The 15,198-nt window shown below is 71.4% G+C and carries 13 protein-coding genes and 1 pseudogene; 7 read left to right on the forward strand and 7 right to left on the reverse strand.

The features are described 5' to 3' along the window. The first annotated feature begins 140 nt into the window (after positions 1-140). The 3 genes from QHG49_RS08940 to meaB are packed head-to-tail and all read left to right on the forward strand — an operon-like array spanning position 141 to position 5,132. On the forward strand, positions 141-1,940 hold the full coding sequence (locus QHG49_RS08940) for a methylmalonyl-CoA mutase subunit beta (RefSeq protein ID WP_301488418.1): 1,800 nt from the start codon (positions 141-143) through the stop codon (positions 1,938-1,940). Next, entirely contained in the window at positions 1,940-4,114 is a 2,175-nt protein-coding gene (gene scpA, locus QHG49_RS08945) for a methylmalonyl-CoA mutase (RefSeq protein ID WP_301488420.1), read from the forward strand. The genes QHG49_RS08940 and scpA overlap by 1 nt, the downstream gene beginning before the upstream one ends. Before the next feature lie 7 nt (positions 4,115-4,121). Continuing rightward, complete coding sequence (meaB, locus tag QHG49_RS08950; RefSeq protein ID WP_301488422.1) at positions 4,122-5,132, forward strand: methylmalonyl Co-A mutase-associated GTPase MeaB; 1,011 nt, start codon at positions 4,122-4,124, stop codon at positions 5,130-5,132. A gap of 67 nt (positions 5,133-5,199) precedes the next feature. Here meaB and QHG49_RS08955 read toward each other — a convergent pair whose 3' ends face one another. Then, a complete protein-coding gene (locus tag QHG49_RS08955; RefSeq protein ID WP_159705836.1) occupies positions 5,200-5,889 on the reverse strand; it encodes a GAF and ANTAR domain-containing protein in 690 nt (229 codons plus the stop codon). 787 nt (positions 5,890-6,676) lie between these two features. Here QHG49_RS08955 and QHG49_RS08960 point away from each other — a divergent pair. Then, positions 6,677-8,011 (forward strand): PP2C family protein-serine/threonine phosphatase, encoded by a 1,335-nt coding sequence (locus QHG49_RS08960; protein ID WP_301488425.1) that lies wholly within the window; start codon positions 6,677-6,679, stop codon positions 8,009-8,011. Between the two features lie 279 nt (positions 8,012-8,290). On the opposite strand, the gene QHG49_RS08965 is transcribed toward QHG49_RS08960, so the two are convergent. Beyond that, the gene (locus QHG49_RS08965; protein WP_159705834.1) at positions 8,291-9,232 is read right to left on the reverse strand and encodes an amidohydrolase family protein; all 942 of its coding nucleotides are present in this window, start codon (positions 9,230-9,232) and stop codon (positions 8,291-8,293) included. Between the two features lie 58 nt (positions 9,233-9,290). Here QHG49_RS08965 and QHG49_RS08970 point away from each other — a divergent pair, with 58 nt between their 5' ends. Both QHG49_RS08970 and QHG49_RS08975 read left to right on the forward strand, forming a co-directional pair. Further along, a complete protein-coding gene (locus QHG49_RS08970) occupies positions 9,291-9,848 on the forward strand; it encodes a MarR family winged helix-turn-helix transcriptional regulator (RefSeq protein WP_301488428.1) in 558 nt (185 codons plus the stop codon). A gap of 49 nt (positions 9,849-9,897) precedes the next feature. Next, complete coding sequence (locus QHG49_RS08975; RefSeq protein WP_301488430.1) at positions 9,898-10,668, forward strand: maleylpyruvate isomerase N-terminal domain-containing protein; 771 nt, start codon at positions 9,898-9,900, stop codon at positions 10,666-10,668. A gap of 64 nt (positions 10,669-10,732) precedes the next feature. Here QHG49_RS08975 and QHG49_RS08980 read toward each other — a convergent pair. The 5 genes and pseudogenes from QHG49_RS08980 to QHG49_RS09000 form a co-directional block, all read right to left on the reverse strand. Beyond that, a pseudogene (locus tag QHG49_RS08980) lies at positions 10,733-11,412 on the reverse strand (HAD family hydrolase). Positions 11,413-11,897: 485 nt separating this feature from the next. Continuing rightward, positions 11,898-12,395 carry a sigma-70 family RNA polymerase sigma factor gene (locus QHG49_RS08985; protein ID WP_301488432.1) on the reverse strand — a complete coding sequence of 166 codons (498 nt, stop codon included), beginning with the start codon at positions 12,393-12,395 and terminating at the stop codon, positions 11,898-11,900. A 284-nt stretch (positions 12,396-12,679) separates the two neighbouring features. Further along, positions 12,680-12,829: a hypothetical protein gene (locus QHG49_RS08990; RefSeq protein ID WP_301488434.1), complete on the reverse strand. Its 150-nt coding sequence runs from the start codon at positions 12,827-12,829 to the stop codon at positions 12,680-12,682. A 297-nt stretch (positions 12,830-13,126) separates the two neighbouring features. Continuing rightward, a complete protein-coding gene (locus QHG49_RS08995) occupies positions 13,127-13,372 on the reverse strand; it encodes a DUF397 domain-containing protein (protein WP_301488437.1) in 246 nt (81 codons plus the stop codon). Beyond that, positions 13,369-14,235 carry a helix-turn-helix transcriptional regulator gene (locus QHG49_RS09000; protein ID WP_301488439.1) on the reverse strand — a complete coding sequence of 289 codons (867 nt, stop codon included), beginning with the start codon at positions 14,233-14,235 and terminating at the stop codon, positions 13,369-13,371. The genes QHG49_RS08995 and QHG49_RS09000 overlap by 4 nt, the downstream gene beginning before the upstream one ends. A 482-nt stretch (positions 14,236-14,717) precedes the next feature. On the opposite strand from QHG49_RS09000, the gene QHG49_RS09005 reads away from it, so the two are divergent. Continuing rightward, positions 14,718-15,131: a hypothetical protein gene (locus QHG49_RS09005; RefSeq protein WP_301488440.1), complete on the forward strand. Its 414-nt coding sequence runs from the start codon at positions 14,718-14,720 to the stop codon at positions 15,129-15,131. Positions 15,132-15,198 lie beyond the last annotated feature (67 nt).

Below are 15,198 nucleotides of genomic sequence, written 5' to 3' on the forward strand. Positions count from 1 at the left end.
CGGTCTCCGTCGAGGCCGGGCCGCGCCGTCGTACCAGGGTGATCACCTACGGGAGCGGTGCCGGTCACAGCCGCAAGGGGAGAAAACTCACAAGCGATTGCTCTGCACTCTTTTGAGCGCCCTGGCCTAGCATCCGAGCCATGACGGTCCTGCCTGACGACGGGCTCCCACTGGCCGCCGAGTTCCCTGACGCGACACACGAGCAGTGGCAACGCCTGGTCGAGGGTGTGCTGCGCAAGTCGGGCAAGGAAGTCTCGGGCGCGGCAGCTGAGGACGCTCTGTCCACGACGCTGGAGGACGGGCTGCGCACCCGTCCCCTGTACACGGCGCGCGACACCGCGCCCGACCCCGGTCTGCCGGGCTTCGCCCCGTTCGTACGGGGCGCGCGCCCCGAGGGCGGGGTCGCGGGCGGCTGGGACGTACGCCAGCGGCACACGGCGCTCGCCGACGGCGCGGTCCTCGCCGATCTGGAGAACGGCGGCACCTCGCTGTGGCTGGCACTGGGCGAGGGCGGCATCCCGCTCGCCGACCTGGGCCGGGCCCTGGAGGGCGTCTACCTGGACCTCGCGCCCGTCGTGCTGGACGCCGGGCGGGACACCGCCGAGGCGGCCGAGGCGCTGCTGGCCCTGTACGCGGACAAGGGCATCGAGCCCGAGGACGTACGCGGCAACCTCGGCGGCGACCCGCTCGGCCACGAGGCCCGCACCGGCGCCGCGCAGGACTTCGCGCCGTACGCCGCCCTGGCCGCGCGCTGCGCCGACACCTGTCCGGGGCTGCGCGCGCTGACCGTGGACGCGCTGCCGTACCACGAGGCCGGCGGCTCGGCCGCGCAGGAGCTGGGCGCCTCGCTCGCCACCGGTGTGGCCTATCTGCGCGCGCTCACCGAGGCGGGCCTGACCGTCGAACAGGCCGCCGGGCAGCTGGAGTTCCGGTACGCGGCCACCGCCGACCAGTTCCTGACCATCGCCAAGCTGCGCGCCGCGCGCCGGCTGTGGGCGCGGGTCGCGGAGGTCAGCGGGGCGCCCGGCGCCCAGACGCAGCACGTGGTGACGTCGCCGGTGATGATGTCCCGCCGCGACCCGTGGGTGAACATGCTGCGCACCACGGTCGCCACGCTCGCCGCCGGGGTGGGCGGCGCCGACTCCGTGACGGTGCTGCCGTTCGACCACGCGCTCGGCCTGCCGGACGCGTTCGCCCGGCGCATCGCCCGCAACACCTCCACGATCCTGATCGAGGAGTCGTACCTCGCCCGCGTCATCGACCCGGCGGGCGGCTCCTGGTACGTGGAGCGGCTGACCGACGAACTGGCCGAGGCCGCCTGGGAGTTCTTCCGGACGATCGAGCGCGACGGCGGCCAGGCGGCCGTGCTGCGCTCCGGACGGCTGCGCACCGACCTCGCGACGACCTGGGCGGAGCGCTCCAAGAAGCTCGCCAAGCGGCGCGAACCCATCACCGGGGTCAGCGAGTTCCCGCTGCTGGCCGAGAAGCCGGTGGAGCGCGCGCCCGCGCCGCAGGCGCCGTCCGGCGGGCTGCCCCGGGTGCGCCGGGACGAGGCGTTCGAGGAGCTGCGGGCCCGCTCCGACGCCCATCTCGCGACGACCGGCGCCCGGCCCCGGATCTACCTCGCCACGCTCGGCTCGGCCGCCGAGTACACCGCGCGGGCCTCCTTCGCCGCCAACCTGTTCCAGGCCGGCGGCATCGAGCCGGTTTCCGAGGGAACCTTCGAGGACAGCGGCGCCACCGAGGCCGTGCTGTGCTCCGGCGACGCGACGTACGCCGAACAGGCCGAGCGGGCGGCCGGGGCGCTGCGCGCCGCCGGTGCCCGGCAGGTGTTCCTGGCGGGCCGGGGCGAGTACGCCGGCGTCGACCGTCACGTCTTCGCGGGCTGCGACGCCGTCGATGTGCTGTCCGCGACCCTCGACCGCATGGGAGTGTCCTGATGGGAATCCCCGACTTCTCCGGCATCGAGCTGGGGACCCCGGTGGCCGGTGGCGGCGCCGAGGAGTGGCAGGCGGCCCTCAAGCAGGCCACCGGCGGCGCCGAGCCGCTGTGGGAGACCCCGGAGGGCATCGGGGTCAAGCCGCTGTACACCGGGCGTGACCTGGAGGGCCTGGACTTCCTGGACACCTACCCGGGCATGGCGCCGTACCTGCGCGGCCCGTACCCGACGATGTACGTCAACCAGCCCTGGACGATCCGCCAGTACGCGGGCTTCTCCACCGCCGAGGAGTCCAACGCCTTCTACCGGCGCAACCTCGCGGCCGGCCAGAAGGGCCTGTCGGTCGCCTTCGACCTGCCCACGCACCGCGGTTACGACAGCGACCACCCGCGGGTGACCGGCGACGTCGGCATGGCGGGCGTGGCGATCGACTCGATCTACGACATGCGGCAGCTGTTCGACGGGATCCCGCTCGACCGGATGACCGTGTCGATGACGATGAACGGCGCCGTGCTGCCGGTGCTCGCGCTGTACATCGTGGCGGCGGAGGAACAGGGCGTACCGCCCGAGAAGTTGGCCGGGACCATCCAGAACGACATCCTCAAGGAGTTCATGGTCCGCAACACCTACATCTATCCGCCGAAGCCGTCGATGCGGATCATCTCCGACATCTTCGCGTACACCTCGCAGCGGATGCCGCGCTACAACTCCATCTCCATCTCCGGCTATCACATCCAGGAGGCGGGTGCGACGGCCGACCTGGAGCTGGCGTACACCCTCGCCGACGGTGTGGAGTACATCCGCGCGGGGCGCGAAGCCGGCCTGGACGTGGACGCGTTCGCACCGCGCCTGTCGTTCTTCTGGGCGATCGGCATGAACTTCTTCATGGAGGTCGCCAAGCTCCGGGCGGCCCGGCTGCTGTGGTCCAAGCTGGTCGCGCAGTTCGAGCCGAAGAACACCAAGTCCCTGTCGCTGCGCACCCATTCGCAGACCTCGGGCTGGTCGCTGACCGCGCAGGACGTGTTCAACAACGTCACGCGCACCTGTGTGGAGGCGATGGCTGCGACCCAGGGCCACACCCAGTCGCTGCACACCAACGCGCTGGACGAGGCGCTCGCGCTGCCCACCGACTTCTCCGCGCGCATCGCCCGCAACACCCAGCTGCTCCTCCAGCAGGAGTCGGGCACCACCCGGGTCATCGACCCGTGGGGCGGCAGCGCCTATGTGGAGCGGCTGACGTACGACCTCGCCCGCCGGGCCTGGGCGCACATCCAGGAGGTGGAGCAGGCGGGCGGCATGGCGCAGGCCATCGACGCCGGCATCCCCAAGCTGCGCGTGGAGGAGGCGGCGGCCCGCGTCCAGGCCCGCATCGACTCCGGGCGCCAGCCGGTGATCGGCGTCAACAAGTACCGCGTCGACAGCGACGAGCAGATCGACGTGCTCAAGGTCGACAACTCCTCGGTGCGCGCCCAGCAGATCGAGAAGCTGCGCCGGCTGCGCGCGGAGCGGGACGAGCAGGCGTGCCGGGACGCGCTGGACGCGCTCACCCGGGCCGCCGAGGGCACCGGGAACCTGCTGGAGCTGGCGGTGCGGGCGGCCCGCGCCAAGGCGACCGTCGGCGAGATCTCCGACGCCCTGGAGAAGGTGTACGGCCGGCACGCGAGCCAGATCCGTACGATCTCCGGTGTGTACCGCAACGAAGCAGGCGAGTCCCCGTCCGTGGACCGCACCCGCGCCCTGGTGGACGCCTTCGAGGAGGCGGAGGGACGCCGGCCGCGCATCCTGGTCGCCAAGATGGGCCAGGACGGCCATGACCGGGGCCAGAAGGTGATCGCGACCGCGTTCGCCGACCTCGGCTTCGACGTCGACGTCGGCCCGCTGTTCCAGACGCCGGACGAGGTCGCCCGGCAGGCGGTCGAGGCGGATGTGCACGTGGTCGGCGTGTCCTCGCTGGCCGCGGGCCACCTGACCCTCGTACCGGCGCTGCGCGAGAAGCTGGCGGAGGAGGGCCGTGAGGACATCATGGTCGTGGTCGGCGGGGTGATCCCGCCGCAGGACGTGCCCACGCTGCTGGAGATGGGCGCCACGGCCGTGTTCCCGCCCGGGACGGTGATCCCGGACGCGGCGTACGACCTGGTCCAGCGCCTGGCGACCGACCTCGGCCACGAGCTGTAGGGCCGCGATGGCCCCGATCGATCTCGACACGTACGTGAAGGGTGTGCTCGACGGGAAGCGGGCCCTGGTGGCCCGCGCCATCACCCTCGTCGAGTCCACCCGGCCGCAGCACCGGGTGCTGGCGCAGGAGTTGCTGACCCGGCTGCTGCCGCACAGCGGCCGGGCCCGGCGGATCGGCATCAGCGGGGTGCCGGGGGTCGGCAAGTCGACGTTCATCGACGCGTTCGGCACCATGCTGACCTCGCTGGGCCACCGGGTCGCGGTCCTCGCCGTGGACCCCTCCTCGACCCGCACCGGCGGCTCCATCCTCGGCGACAAGACGCGGATGGAACGGCTGTCCGTCGACCCGGTGGCCTTCGTACGGCCCTCCCCCAGCGCGGGCACGCTGGGCGGGGTCACGAAGGCCACCCGGGAGTCGATGGTGGTGATGGAGGCGGCGGGCTACGACGTGATCCTCGTGGAGACCGTCGGCGTCGGGCAGTCGGAGACGGCGGTCGCCGACATGGTCGACACCTTCCTGCTGCTGACCCTCGCCCGCACCGGCGATCAGTTGCAGGGCATCAAGAAGGGCGTCCTGGAGCTGGCCGACGTGATCGCCGTCAACAAGGCGGACGGCCCGCACGAACGCGACGCGCGGGCGGCGGCACGGGAGTTGGCGGGCGCGCTGCGGCTGATGCACGGCAAGGACGCGTTCTGGACCCCGCCGGTGCTGCACTGCAGCGCGCGCGAGTCCACGGGCCTCGGCACGGTGTGGGAACGGCTGGAGCAGCATCGGGCGCTGCTGGACTCCACGGGCCGGCTCGCCGCCAAGCGGCGGGACCAGCAGGTCGGCTGGACCTGGGCGATGGTCCGCGACGAACTCCTCGGCCGGCTGCACGCGGACCCTGCGGTACGGGCGGCGGCCCCGGAGCTCGAACGGCAGGTCAGGGAAGGGAAGTTGACGGCGACGCTGGCGGCGGAACGGATCCTGGGGGCGTTCGGGGGAGGCGGCGGGAGCCGGTCGGATCCGGTCGGCTGAGTCTTGATCGGCTGAGCTTTGGTCGACTGAGCTTTGGTCGACTGGGTTTTGGTCGGCCGGGGTCCGGTCAGCCGAGGCCGCCCCGCTCGCAGACCCGCCGGGCCACGTCGCGGAGCTTGACGTTCTTGTCCTGGGAGTAGCGGCGCAGCACGGCGAAGGCCTGGTCCTCGGTGAGGTCGCGGCTGCCCATGAGGATGCCCATGGCCTCGCCGATGACGTGCCGGGTGGCGACGGCCTGCTCCAGCTGGGCGTGGGTACGGGCGCTGGAGAAGGCGACGGCGGCGTGCGAGGCGAGCAGCCAGCCGGCCGTCTCGCTGGCGTCGCCGAAGGCGCCCGGACTGCGGGAGTAGAGGTTGAGCGCGCCGAGGTCCTCCTCCTCGGTGTACAGCAGGAAACCCATCATGCTGCCGAGCCCCAGCTCGCGGGCCTGTCTCACATAGCGGGGCCAGCCCGGGTGCTCCTCGCGGAAATCGGTGATCCGGAACACCCGCTCGTCGCTCTCGGGGCGTGCGACGTCGTAGCAGGGTCCTTCCTGGAGGCTCTCCTGCAACTGGTCGCTGTCGATCACCACCTGGTCGGTCGGCGCGAGGGTGCGGACGCCCTTGGCGTGCAGGATGAGGACCCCGGCCGCGTCACAGCCGGGCACGAGCTCGGTGGCGGAGCGGGTGATCCGCTCCAGGGTGTCGGTGACCGTCTCCTGCGCCAGCAGATCCCGCGCCAGAGCTGCCATCCGTTCGGCGAACGCGCGCCAGTCCATCGTGCTCCTCCCTGCCTGCCTTCACCAGACCGACCACCTGCCCTGTTTCCACCATCGCATCCCTTCCCGACCCCGGCCGACCGGGACACACGAGGGCGCGGGGGGCGGGGGCGGGAGGGGGTGTGGGAGGGGGGAGCGGGGGCTGGGTGGGGAGGGAGGGGGCGCTGGGGGAAGGGGGCTGGGTGAGGGGCAGTGGGGCGCTGGGGGGAGGGAGGGCAGGCGGTGCTGGGGGGGGAGGCTGGGGCGAGTTTCGGCCGGGGGGAGTGGGGGTCGCATTGGGTGGGGAGGGGGTGCGCCGGGTGGGGAGGGCGGGAGTGGCCTCGGACGGGGAGGACCGAGCTGCGCGGGTCCGGGTGGGTGGGGGCTTGTGGGCGCGGGCTGAACAGACCGTCCAGGAAAGCGAGATGGAAGGAGCTGTGCTCGACCGGCGTGGCCGTCATCGGTCCATGGACGGAATCCAAGAGGCCAGCACAGCGCACCACGCTCCGTGATTGCCTCAACTGACCTGTTTGAGCGGGGAGTTATCCCATCACTTGGGCCGTACCCGGCCGCGTTCGAGAGCCCGGGGCCTCGGTCCGGGGCGGCCGCCGCGCCCATGTTTCGAGGTCCGCCCGCGTGTCGCAGCCCCGGGCGAGCGGTGGGACGGCGCACACTGCCCTATTTTTTGACAGATGACCGAAAGGCCAGTTTCGCCGTGCCGTGCCCCGGCCGCTGATGACTCAGGGTCACCCCAGGAGGGCGCGATGTACCGCTCCGAGTCCGGGCGTCCGGCCGCGGGGAGTCCCTGATGGCCGGGCCCGAGAACGGGGCGTCGCCGAGGCCGCCGGAGGACTCCGCCCTGCATGTCCGCCTGCGGACCGAGCTGGGCCGCATGGACGAGCAGATGCGCAGCCTGCTGGACGCCATGGACCGGCTCCAGGGCCTGCTGGACGCGGTGGTCGCCATCACCCGTGAGAACGAACTGCCCTCGGTCCTCTACCGCATCGTGACCACCGCCATGGATCTGGTGGGCGCCCGCTACGGAGCCCTCGGGGTGCTCGCCCCCTCCGGCGACGAGCTGGAGCAGTTCATCACCGCCGGACTCACCGAGGAGGAACGGGCCGCCCTCGCCGGAACCGACTTCCCCCATGGCCGGGGCGTCCTCGGCGAGCTGATCCACCACCCCGAGCCGCTGCGGGTCGACGACATCGCCGCCCATCCGTCCTCCGTGGGCTTCCCGCCCAACCATCCGTACATGGGCACCCTGCTCGGCGTCGCCATCAGCGTCCGCGGCGAGATCTACGGCGACCTCTATCTCTCCGAGCGCCAGGACGGAGAGCCCTTCGACGCCGACGACGAGAGCGTGGTCATCGCCCTGGCCGGCGCCGCCGGCATCGCCATCGAGAACGTCCGCCTCTTCGAACGGGTCCGCGAGGGCGCCGAGCAGTTCCAGCGCCTGCTCCTGCCGACCCTGCCCGATCTGCGCCCCTTCACCGCCGCCGCGGTCTACCGGCCCGCCGCCGAGCCCAGCCAGCTCGGCGGTGACTGGTACGACGCCATCCCGCTGCCCGGCGATGTCGTGGCGGTCGTCATCGGGGACGTGGTCGGCCACGATCTGCCGGCCGCGGCCGCCATGGCCTCCACCCGCAATATGCTGCGCGCCCTGCTGTTCGACCGGGCCAGCGCGCCCGGCACCATCCTGTCCCAACTGGATCACACCCTTCAGGCCATCACCGACAACCCCATCACCACCACCACGCTGGCCCGTATCGAACCGGAAGGGGCAGGCTGGCGGCTGACCTGGAGCAGCGCCGGCCATGTCCCGCACCTGCTGCTCGCGCCGGGCCGCCCGCCTGAGTACCTGTTCGCCGATCCCGGCCTGCCGCTCGGCGTCGACCCCGGGCTGCCCCGCCCCGACCACTCGTGTCCCCTGCCACCCGGCGCCACCGTGGTCTTCTTCACCGACGGCCTGGTCGAACACCCCGACCACCCGATCGACCAGAGCCTGGCCGAACTGTCCGAACTCGTCACCGAGTACGCCTCCCTCCCCCTGGACGACTTCGTCCAGGCCCTCGCCGACCACCACCCCAGCGACGGCCACGACGACATGGCGGTCCTGGCCCTCCGCACCCCGTCGGCCTGACCCGCCACCGGCCCACCCCGGCCCCGCCAGGTCCGGGCCCGCCCCTCGACCCTGGCCCCGAGACCAGGCCCCACCGCCGCCCAGACTCCATGTCCGCCCCCGCCCCCGCCCCAGGCGCCAGCACAGGCACCGCCCCCGGCCCCGGCCCCGGCGAAGAGCACCACCGCTCCCGCTCCACCTACCGACCGGCACCCACCCGCGCAGACCGGCCGACCCCGGCTGAGACGGGGAGCACGACCGGAGCCGTACCGCCGCTCCCCCGCGCTCCAAGGCGACCGGTCAGGCCGCCCGGAGTCTCGGGAAGAGGGCCTCAGCGCTGCCCCGGTTGATCGCGTCGAGCCGTCCCGGTTCGTATCCGTCGTAGCCGTCGAGCATCGAGTCGAAGACTGTGCCGTACTCCTCGGCCGCGAAGGGCCAGTCGCTGCCGTAGAGGACATGGCCCGGAGCCGCGAAGGCGAGCAGGGAGGGCAGGGCGGACGGGCTGGCGGAGAGGGCGGTGTCGAAGTAGAAGCGCCGCAGGTCGGCCAGGATGCCCTCGGGTGTGGTGCCGGGGTTGAACTGGGCGCCGGCGGTGAACCGCCAGGCCGCGTAGGGCAGGAAGCCGCCCGCGTGGGAGAGGATCACCTTCATCCGGGTGTGCCGGCTCATCACCCCGTTGACCGCCATGTGCAGCGCGGTGCGGGTGGTGTCGAAGGGGAAGTCGACCACGGGGCCGGGCAGGCCGTCGAGCATGGGCAGGGCCGAGCCGGTGGGGTGGATGAACACCACGGCGCCGCGGGCGTCCAGCTCTTCCCAGAGCGGGGCGAACTCCTTGTCGCCGAGGTAACGGCCGTGGGCGTTGGACATCAGCACCACGCCGTCGGCACGCAGTTCGTCCAGTGCGTACGCGGCCTCGGCGAGTGCGCCGTCCACGTCCGGCAGCGGAAGGCTCGCGAAGAGTCCGAAGCGGTCGGGGCGGTCCTTGACCAGCTCCGCGCCGTACTCATTGACACTCCGGGTCACCGCGCGCGCCTCCGCGTCGTCACCGAAGTGAGTGCCCGGCGAACTGACCGAGAGGACACCAGTGGCGATCGAGCGGCGGTCCATCATCGCGATCGCGCTCTCCGCGTCCCATGCGGGGGTGGGCCAGCCCGCGGCTGTGGCGCCATGCCGCTCCATCACCTCCCGATAGGCCCCTGGAATGAGGTGCTGGTGGACATCGATACGTCGAGAAGCGGCCATCCCCTCTTACCCTCCTAACATTTAGTCTGCTAACGATTGCTTTGCTAAAGTAGCACCCGTGAGTGACAGACGCAACAACCTTTTCGACGACGGCGACGGCGACGGCATCGGCGACCGGCCGACCGCGGACGACGACCGCCCCCCGACGGCCGACACCTCCCGGCCGACGGCGCACGGCGACATCGGCGCGGAGGAGATCTCCCAGGCCGCCGACGCCCTCTTCTTCGCGATGCGCCGGGCCCGTACGACCGGCGCGGAGCGCTACGGCGGCCTCTCCCTCCCCCAGGTCGCCCTCCTCGAACCGCTGGCCACGGAGCCGCACCTGCCGGTGGGCCGGCTGGCCGGCAGCGCGGACGTCAGCGTCCCGACCGCGACCCGGATGCTCCAGCAGCTGGAGTCGAAGGGGATCGTCGTACGCCGCCGCTCCCCCGAGGACGAACGGCGCGTCCTCGTCAGCCTCACCGACGACGGCGCCGAGCGGCTCGCCGTGCTCCGGAGCCATCTGCGCGAGCGCCAGGCGCGCGCCTACGAGGCGTTCACCCCGGCCGAGCGCGCCCTGCTGGTCACGCTGCTGCACCGCCTCACGGACCTGGTCGCCGACACGGGCACGAGCTGAGTCGTCCGGCCGGTTTGGCCGACCCCCCGCCCCGGTCACCCATGGCCGCATGATCCCCAACGAGGTCGCCGAGACCCTGCCGGAACTCGTCCCCTTCGTCCGCGCCGTGCAGGCGCGGCGGCCCGACGACGGCACGTGGTGCGAGGCGTGGACGGTACGGGACGTGCTGATCCACCAGACGGGGAACGCCGAGGAACTGGCCCGTGTCCTTCAGGCGTTCCTCGCGGGCACGCCTGTGGAGACCCGCGGCTTCGACCGTGAGGCCCCCTACCGCCGCCTGTCCGACGCCGACCTCTGGTCGGCCTTCCTGCGCAACTGCGCGCACCTGACGGACATCACCGCGGCCGCCGCGCGGGACCTCTCGCCGGACACGGAGATCACATGGACCGGCCGGACGGTGACGGCCCCCTTCTTCGCCGAGCACATGCGCGAGGAGCTGATCCTGCACCGCTGGGACCTGACCGGCGACGACCGTACGGCCGTACGAGCGCTCGACGAGCCCTGGATGACGGAACACAGCGTCGTCTCCGTCGGCCGCCCCCTGCTGGCCCGCGGCCGAGCCGATCTGAACCTCGGCCCGGACGAACGCCTCGAAGCCCGGCTGCGTACACCCGGCACGGACGACGTCGTGCTGACCGCCGACGCCGACACCGCCGGCATCCGCCTGGCCGCTCCGGAGGGTCCCGCCACCATCGAGAGCGACGCGGCCACCCGGCTCCTCCTCCTGTGGGGCCGCCGCCCCGCCGACCCCTCCCGCTGGCACAGCGCGGTGGGCCCGGAGACCCTGCGCCGGGTGCGGACCTTGCTGGGCGGCTACTGAAAGCCCGCGCTTGCGTGAGCCCCACGACGGACAGTGAAGCGCACGGCACTGACAGCGCGGCGTGTTACTGCTCGGTAACGAGCGCGGGCAGCTTGCGCATGTCGTGGAAGACGATGGTGTCGGGTCCCGCGAGCCGCTCGGCGGGCGTGAGCCCCCCCCCCCGGCGTACCCGCACGCACGCATCCCCGCGCGCGCGGCCCGCACACCGGGCCCGCTGTCCTCGACCACCACACAGGCGGCCGGCTCGACTCCCATGCTCCGGGCGGCGTGGAGGAAAAGATCCGGCGCGGGCTTGCCGCGGGCGACCTCGGAGGCGCTTTGGATGCGGCCCGCGAACCGGTCGTACAGTCCGGTACGGCCCAGAGTGTGCCGCATTCCGGTACGGCCCAGAGTGTGCCGCATTTTGTCATGGGAACCGCTGGAGGCCACGCACGTCGGCAGCGTGATCGCGTCGAGGGCCTCCACCAGCCCTTCGACGGGGGCGAGTTCGGTGTCGACGGCCTCGTGGTGCAGCTCCTCGAAACGCTCCGACCAGATCGCGGCGGTCTCCGCGCCGAGCCGGTCGGCGACCTGTGCGCGGATCGCGGCGTGCGAGCGGCCGATGAACCGGCCGACGACGTCGTCCTCGCTCAACGGCCGGCCCAGTGCGGCGCCGAGGACGACCTGGAGGCGGACGGCGATGCGCTCGCTGTCGACCAGGACACCGTCGCAATCGAACATGACGAGCTCGATCGGCTTGATCATCCCGGCAGAACAGACGCTTGCCCGGCGTGCCGCCCCTCTCCCCCGAAGAGCCAGCACGCCGGGCCTGGTGTCCAGCCGCCGCGGCGCTACGTGTCCGAGCCCGGGTCCCTCCCCCGTGCGGATCTGGCCTCGAACCCCCCGCGCATTCCCCGGCCGCTGGTTCTCCTCATCGCCGTTCAGCGGATATGAAGCGTGAGCGAGTCGGCCGAGACGATTTCGCCGTCTCGGTCGTCCTCCTCCATCTGATCCTCGACGCGATCCAGCAGCGCCTCCCAGCTCACCGGATCAATCTCCTCCGGTGGCCGCCGAGTCGGCGCCCGGCATGCCTCCGCCGCCTGGCGGAGTAGTTCGAATGTTTGATACATCCCGCGTGTTCCCTCCCGAGGTGCGTGTGTGACCCTTGTCGTTCTCCGGGTCGCTAGGACCCAACCTGGGCTCACGGGAGGCGACTTGTGGGCCCCCTCCCGTGAGTCCGAGTAGCGGCACTAGCTCGTCACGTCGCCCAGTACCTCGTCGTAGATCGTTTCCTTGTAGGGCTCCAGGGCCTTGCACACGTCCTTGAACCGGCGGCCCACCGTATGCCGGTCGATCCTGAGGCAACGCGCGATCTCCGCCTGGCCGAGACCCTCGACGATCGCGAGCCTGCCGACCGGGTACAGCTTGTCCGTCAGCTTCTCGGCGAGGAACCGGTCGATGGCCTTGAGCCGGACCTCCCGTGCGTGGTCACCCTCGTCCGCCTCGACCGGCACCTCGGGGAACTCGCGCACCGGGGACGAGAGATCACGGTCCCTGCCGCGCACCGCGTCCGCGATGACATCGCGCATGACCTTGCGCGCGAAGGCCCGTCCGCCGTCCCGTCGGTCCAGGGCGAAGTCCGGCCTCGACCAGGCGCGCACCAGCTGGAGCACGCAGCTCTGCACCAGGTCCTCCGGCATGTACTGCATGCGCGCCTGGCGCACCATGCCTTCGAGGAACGGCTTCAACCGCCGCAATTCCTCGACCTGTTCGGCCGTCAGCCACCGACGGGGCTTGGACTCCGGGGCGGGACGGGTGCCGGGGACGGGGACGGAGTCCGGCGGGATACTCGGTGGGTCGTTCGGCTCCGTCGGCCCTCGAACATCGGGGGCATTGCGCATAGGGACCAGTCCTTCCCGTCGGTCAGCCAACTCGGCACTGTCCTGCGGCGGTTCACCGCTTCATCCATCCATGCCGTGGGGCGGACCCGGTACGGTGCGTTTTCGGACCACGAGTTCGAGCGACCGGACGCTCAACTCAGCACCTGGTGAACGAAGACGGCGACGCCGACGCCCACGAGCAGGGCTACGCCGAGCGGCGGGTTGAGGAAGGCCACGTAGGTGACCAGCCCCGCGACGACCAGGATCAGCAGGGCACGTTGAAGCTTCTGGACGGGGTCCATTCGGTCTGCTCCGAGGGAGAGTTACGACACCGGCCCTGAGCCGGCACGACCGGCCGACCACCGGTCCACCAGAGCAGGCCGCACGGACGAAACCCCGAGGGAGCACGGCGCACGGTGACCATCGTCACCTCGCGCATCGCGCCTGGCGTACCCGGCCTTCAGGGAAGGAGATGGGAAACGGCGTCGCTCGTTTCGTCCCCGCGTCGTCAAGGAGCAGAACCGGTACGAGACGGCCTAGGACGCCGAGAGGCGTGCCACCGGCCCCACCCGGGGGTCAGGGCACGCCTCGCGTTCGGTTCAGATTCCGGCCGCGTACCGTACGAACCGCGTCCAGCCCTCCGGCCCGACGGCGAAGTCCGGGCGCGTGATGTCCTTGGAGTCGCGTACGTGAACGGCCTGCTCGGCGAGGGCGACCTCGACGCAGCTGTCACCTTGGCTGCCGCTGTAGCTTGACTTGAACCAGGCCAGGCCGACCTCGACGCAGTCGTCACCCTGGCTGCCGCTGTAGCTTGACTTGAACCAGGCCAGTTCTGTCCTGCTCATAGCTCTCCTCGCAGTCGCTCCAACAGACCCCGCGAGTACTTGGCGTTCAGGGCCTGCGAGCGCAGTGTGTCATAGCGCCGGTAGAGCAGACTGACCTCTTTGGGATCGGAGATCAGCCGACCGTTCTGCTGGCCTTCTGAGTATGCGAGTCGCTGGCCCTTCGGTGTCTCCAGGAGCTGAAGCGGGCCATCGAGACAGCTGTGCAGCCCGCTCTCCAGCGGGACGACTTGGAGCGTCACGTTACGCAGCGAGGTCAGCTCCAGCACGTGGTCGAACAGCTCTCGCATCTGCTCGGTGTTCCCGAACCGGCGCCGGAAGACATGCTCCTCGACAATGAAGTCGAACGGCGTGGTGGGCCGCTCGAACAGCATTCGTTGCCGTTCCATTCGCTGAGCCATGAAGTTCGCCAGCTGGTCGTCCGGCGCCACGGGCACGGTCCCTTCGAAGACCGCCCTCGCGTACGCCTCCGTCTGCAGCAGCCCTGGCACCACCCGGCACTCGTACGTCAGCAGACTGACCGCGATCCGCTCCAGCCGGGCCCATTGCCGAAACCACGCCGCGAACCCCACGTCGCTCCGCGTCAGGTGCTTCGCCGCCCTCTTCAGGGCGCCCGTGTTCCCGGTCGCCGAGTCGGCCCCCTCCACGAAGGACCTGTCCGGCATGCGCCGTCCGTACTCCACGGACTCGACGGTGTACTTGGAGTACCCGACCAGCGCCCCGAACTCGGCCCTGCTGTACCCCGCGTGCTCGCGCAGGGCCTGGACGAAGGCACCGAACGTCCGCAGGCTGTCGGAGGGATCGGGCTCCCGGTCCAACTGGTAGGCATTCGGGTCGTCTTCGTTCTCGCTCGCGCCGTTCCCCATCCGCGGCCACCTCCAGGTGCGTACGTGCTGTGCTGTGTCAACGCGCTCGACAGCACTCAGAGTGGCGCAAGACGCCCCGTACAATCCACGGATTGTGCCCGTACGCTGACGGAGCGTACGGAACGCTCCTCGCGTCGAGTCAGCACGGCTTCGGGGCGAATTCATCTGCGCAGCATGAGTAGGCTGCGGTGCCGTTCCACTCAGTTCTGTCATGCCCATTTGAAAGGCCGCAGTTGAGCACGCCACCGTCGTATCCCGACCCTCGGCAGGCGCCGGGGCCGTATCCGCAGGCTCCAGGGCCATATCAGCAGCAGGCGCCGGGGGCGTACGCCCAGGTGCCGGGGGCGTACGCGCCCGCGCCGGGGCCCTATGCGCAGCCGGGGGCGGCGCAGTACGCGCCCGTCGCCGCTCCGGGGCCGTATCAGCAAGCCCCTGTTCCCGGCCCGTACCAGCAGCCGCAGGCGCAGCCGTACAGCGGTGGGATGCCGGTCGGTGGGGCGATGCAGGCGTGCCAGCTGTGCGGAGCCGGGCCCGCGGCGCAGGTCACGATGCGGGGGCATCAGGGCATGGTGATCATCATGCGTTCCCTGCGCCGCCGGGGGACGATGTGCCGTCCCTGTGCGCTGGCGACCTTCCGGGAGATGCAGGCCGACACCATGGTGCAGGGGTGGTGGGGGCCGATGTCCGTGGTGATCACGCCCATCACGCTGCTGATCAACCTCGGCGCGCTGTCCACGGTCCGCCGTATTCCGGAGCCGGTCGTGGCCGGGCACCGGCCTCCGCTGAATCCGGGCAAGTCGGTGTTCAAGCGGCTGCAGGGCATCCTCGGGCTGATCCCGCTGTGCCTGGTGGTCGGCATCGTGCTGCTCGCCGTCGTCGGCATGGCGGCCGGGTAGGGCGACGTCGACAGCGGTGCGGCACCCCCTCCCGTGAAGGTCGGGTGGTCGTGGCGACGGGCCGGTG

The sequence above is a fragment of the Streptomyces sp. WP-1 genome (genome assembly GCF_030450125.1).
Lineage (GTDB): Bacteria > Actinomycetota > Actinomycetes > Streptomycetales > Streptomycetaceae > Streptomyces > Streptomyces incarnatus.

Bases quoted from the DNA above. Each gene is read 5' to 3' on its own strand.
- QHG49_RS08955 (WP_159705836.1), bottom strand. From the start codon at position 5,889: ATGGACTGGCGCGCGTTCGCCGAACGGATGGCAGCTCTGGCGCGGGAT.
- QHG49_RS08975 (WP_301488430.1), top strand. From the start codon at position 9,898: ATGATCCCCAACGAGGTCGCCGAGACCCTGCCGGAACTCGTCCCCTTC.
- QHG49_RS08960 (WP_301488425.1), top strand. From the start codon at position 6,677: ATGGCCGGGCCCGAGAACGGGGCGTCGCCGAGGCCGCCGGAGGACTCC.
- QHG49_RS08995 (WP_301488437.1), bottom strand. From the start codon at position 13,372: ATGAGCAGGACAGAACTGGCCTGGTTCAAGTCAAGCTACAGCGGCAGC.
- meaB (WP_301488422.1), top strand. From the start codon at position 4,122: ATGGCCCCGATCGATCTCGACACGTACGTGAAGGGTGTGCTCGACGGG.
- QHG49_RS08940 (WP_301488418.1), top strand. From the start codon at position 141: ATGACGGTCCTGCCTGACGACGGGCTCCCACTGGCCGCCGAGTTCCCT.
- QHG49_RS08965 (WP_159705834.1), bottom strand. From the start codon at position 9,232: ATGGCCGCTTCTCGACGTATCGATGTCCACCAGCACCTCATTCCAGGG.
- QHG49_RS09005 (WP_301488440.1), top strand. From the start codon at position 14,718: ATGCCGGTCGGTGGGGCGATGCAGGCGTGCCAGCTGTGCGGAGCCGGG.
- scpA (WP_301488420.1), top strand. From the start codon at position 1,940: ATGGGAATCCCCGACTTCTCCGGCATCGAGCTGGGGACCCCGGTGGCC.
- QHG49_RS09000 (WP_301488439.1), bottom strand. From the start codon at position 14,235: ATGGGGAACGGCGCGAGCGAGAACGAAGACGACCCGAATGCCTACCAG.
- QHG49_RS08990 (WP_301488434.1), bottom strand. From the start codon at position 12,829: ATGGACCCCGTCCAGAAGCTTCAACGTGCCCTGCTGATCCTGGTCGTC.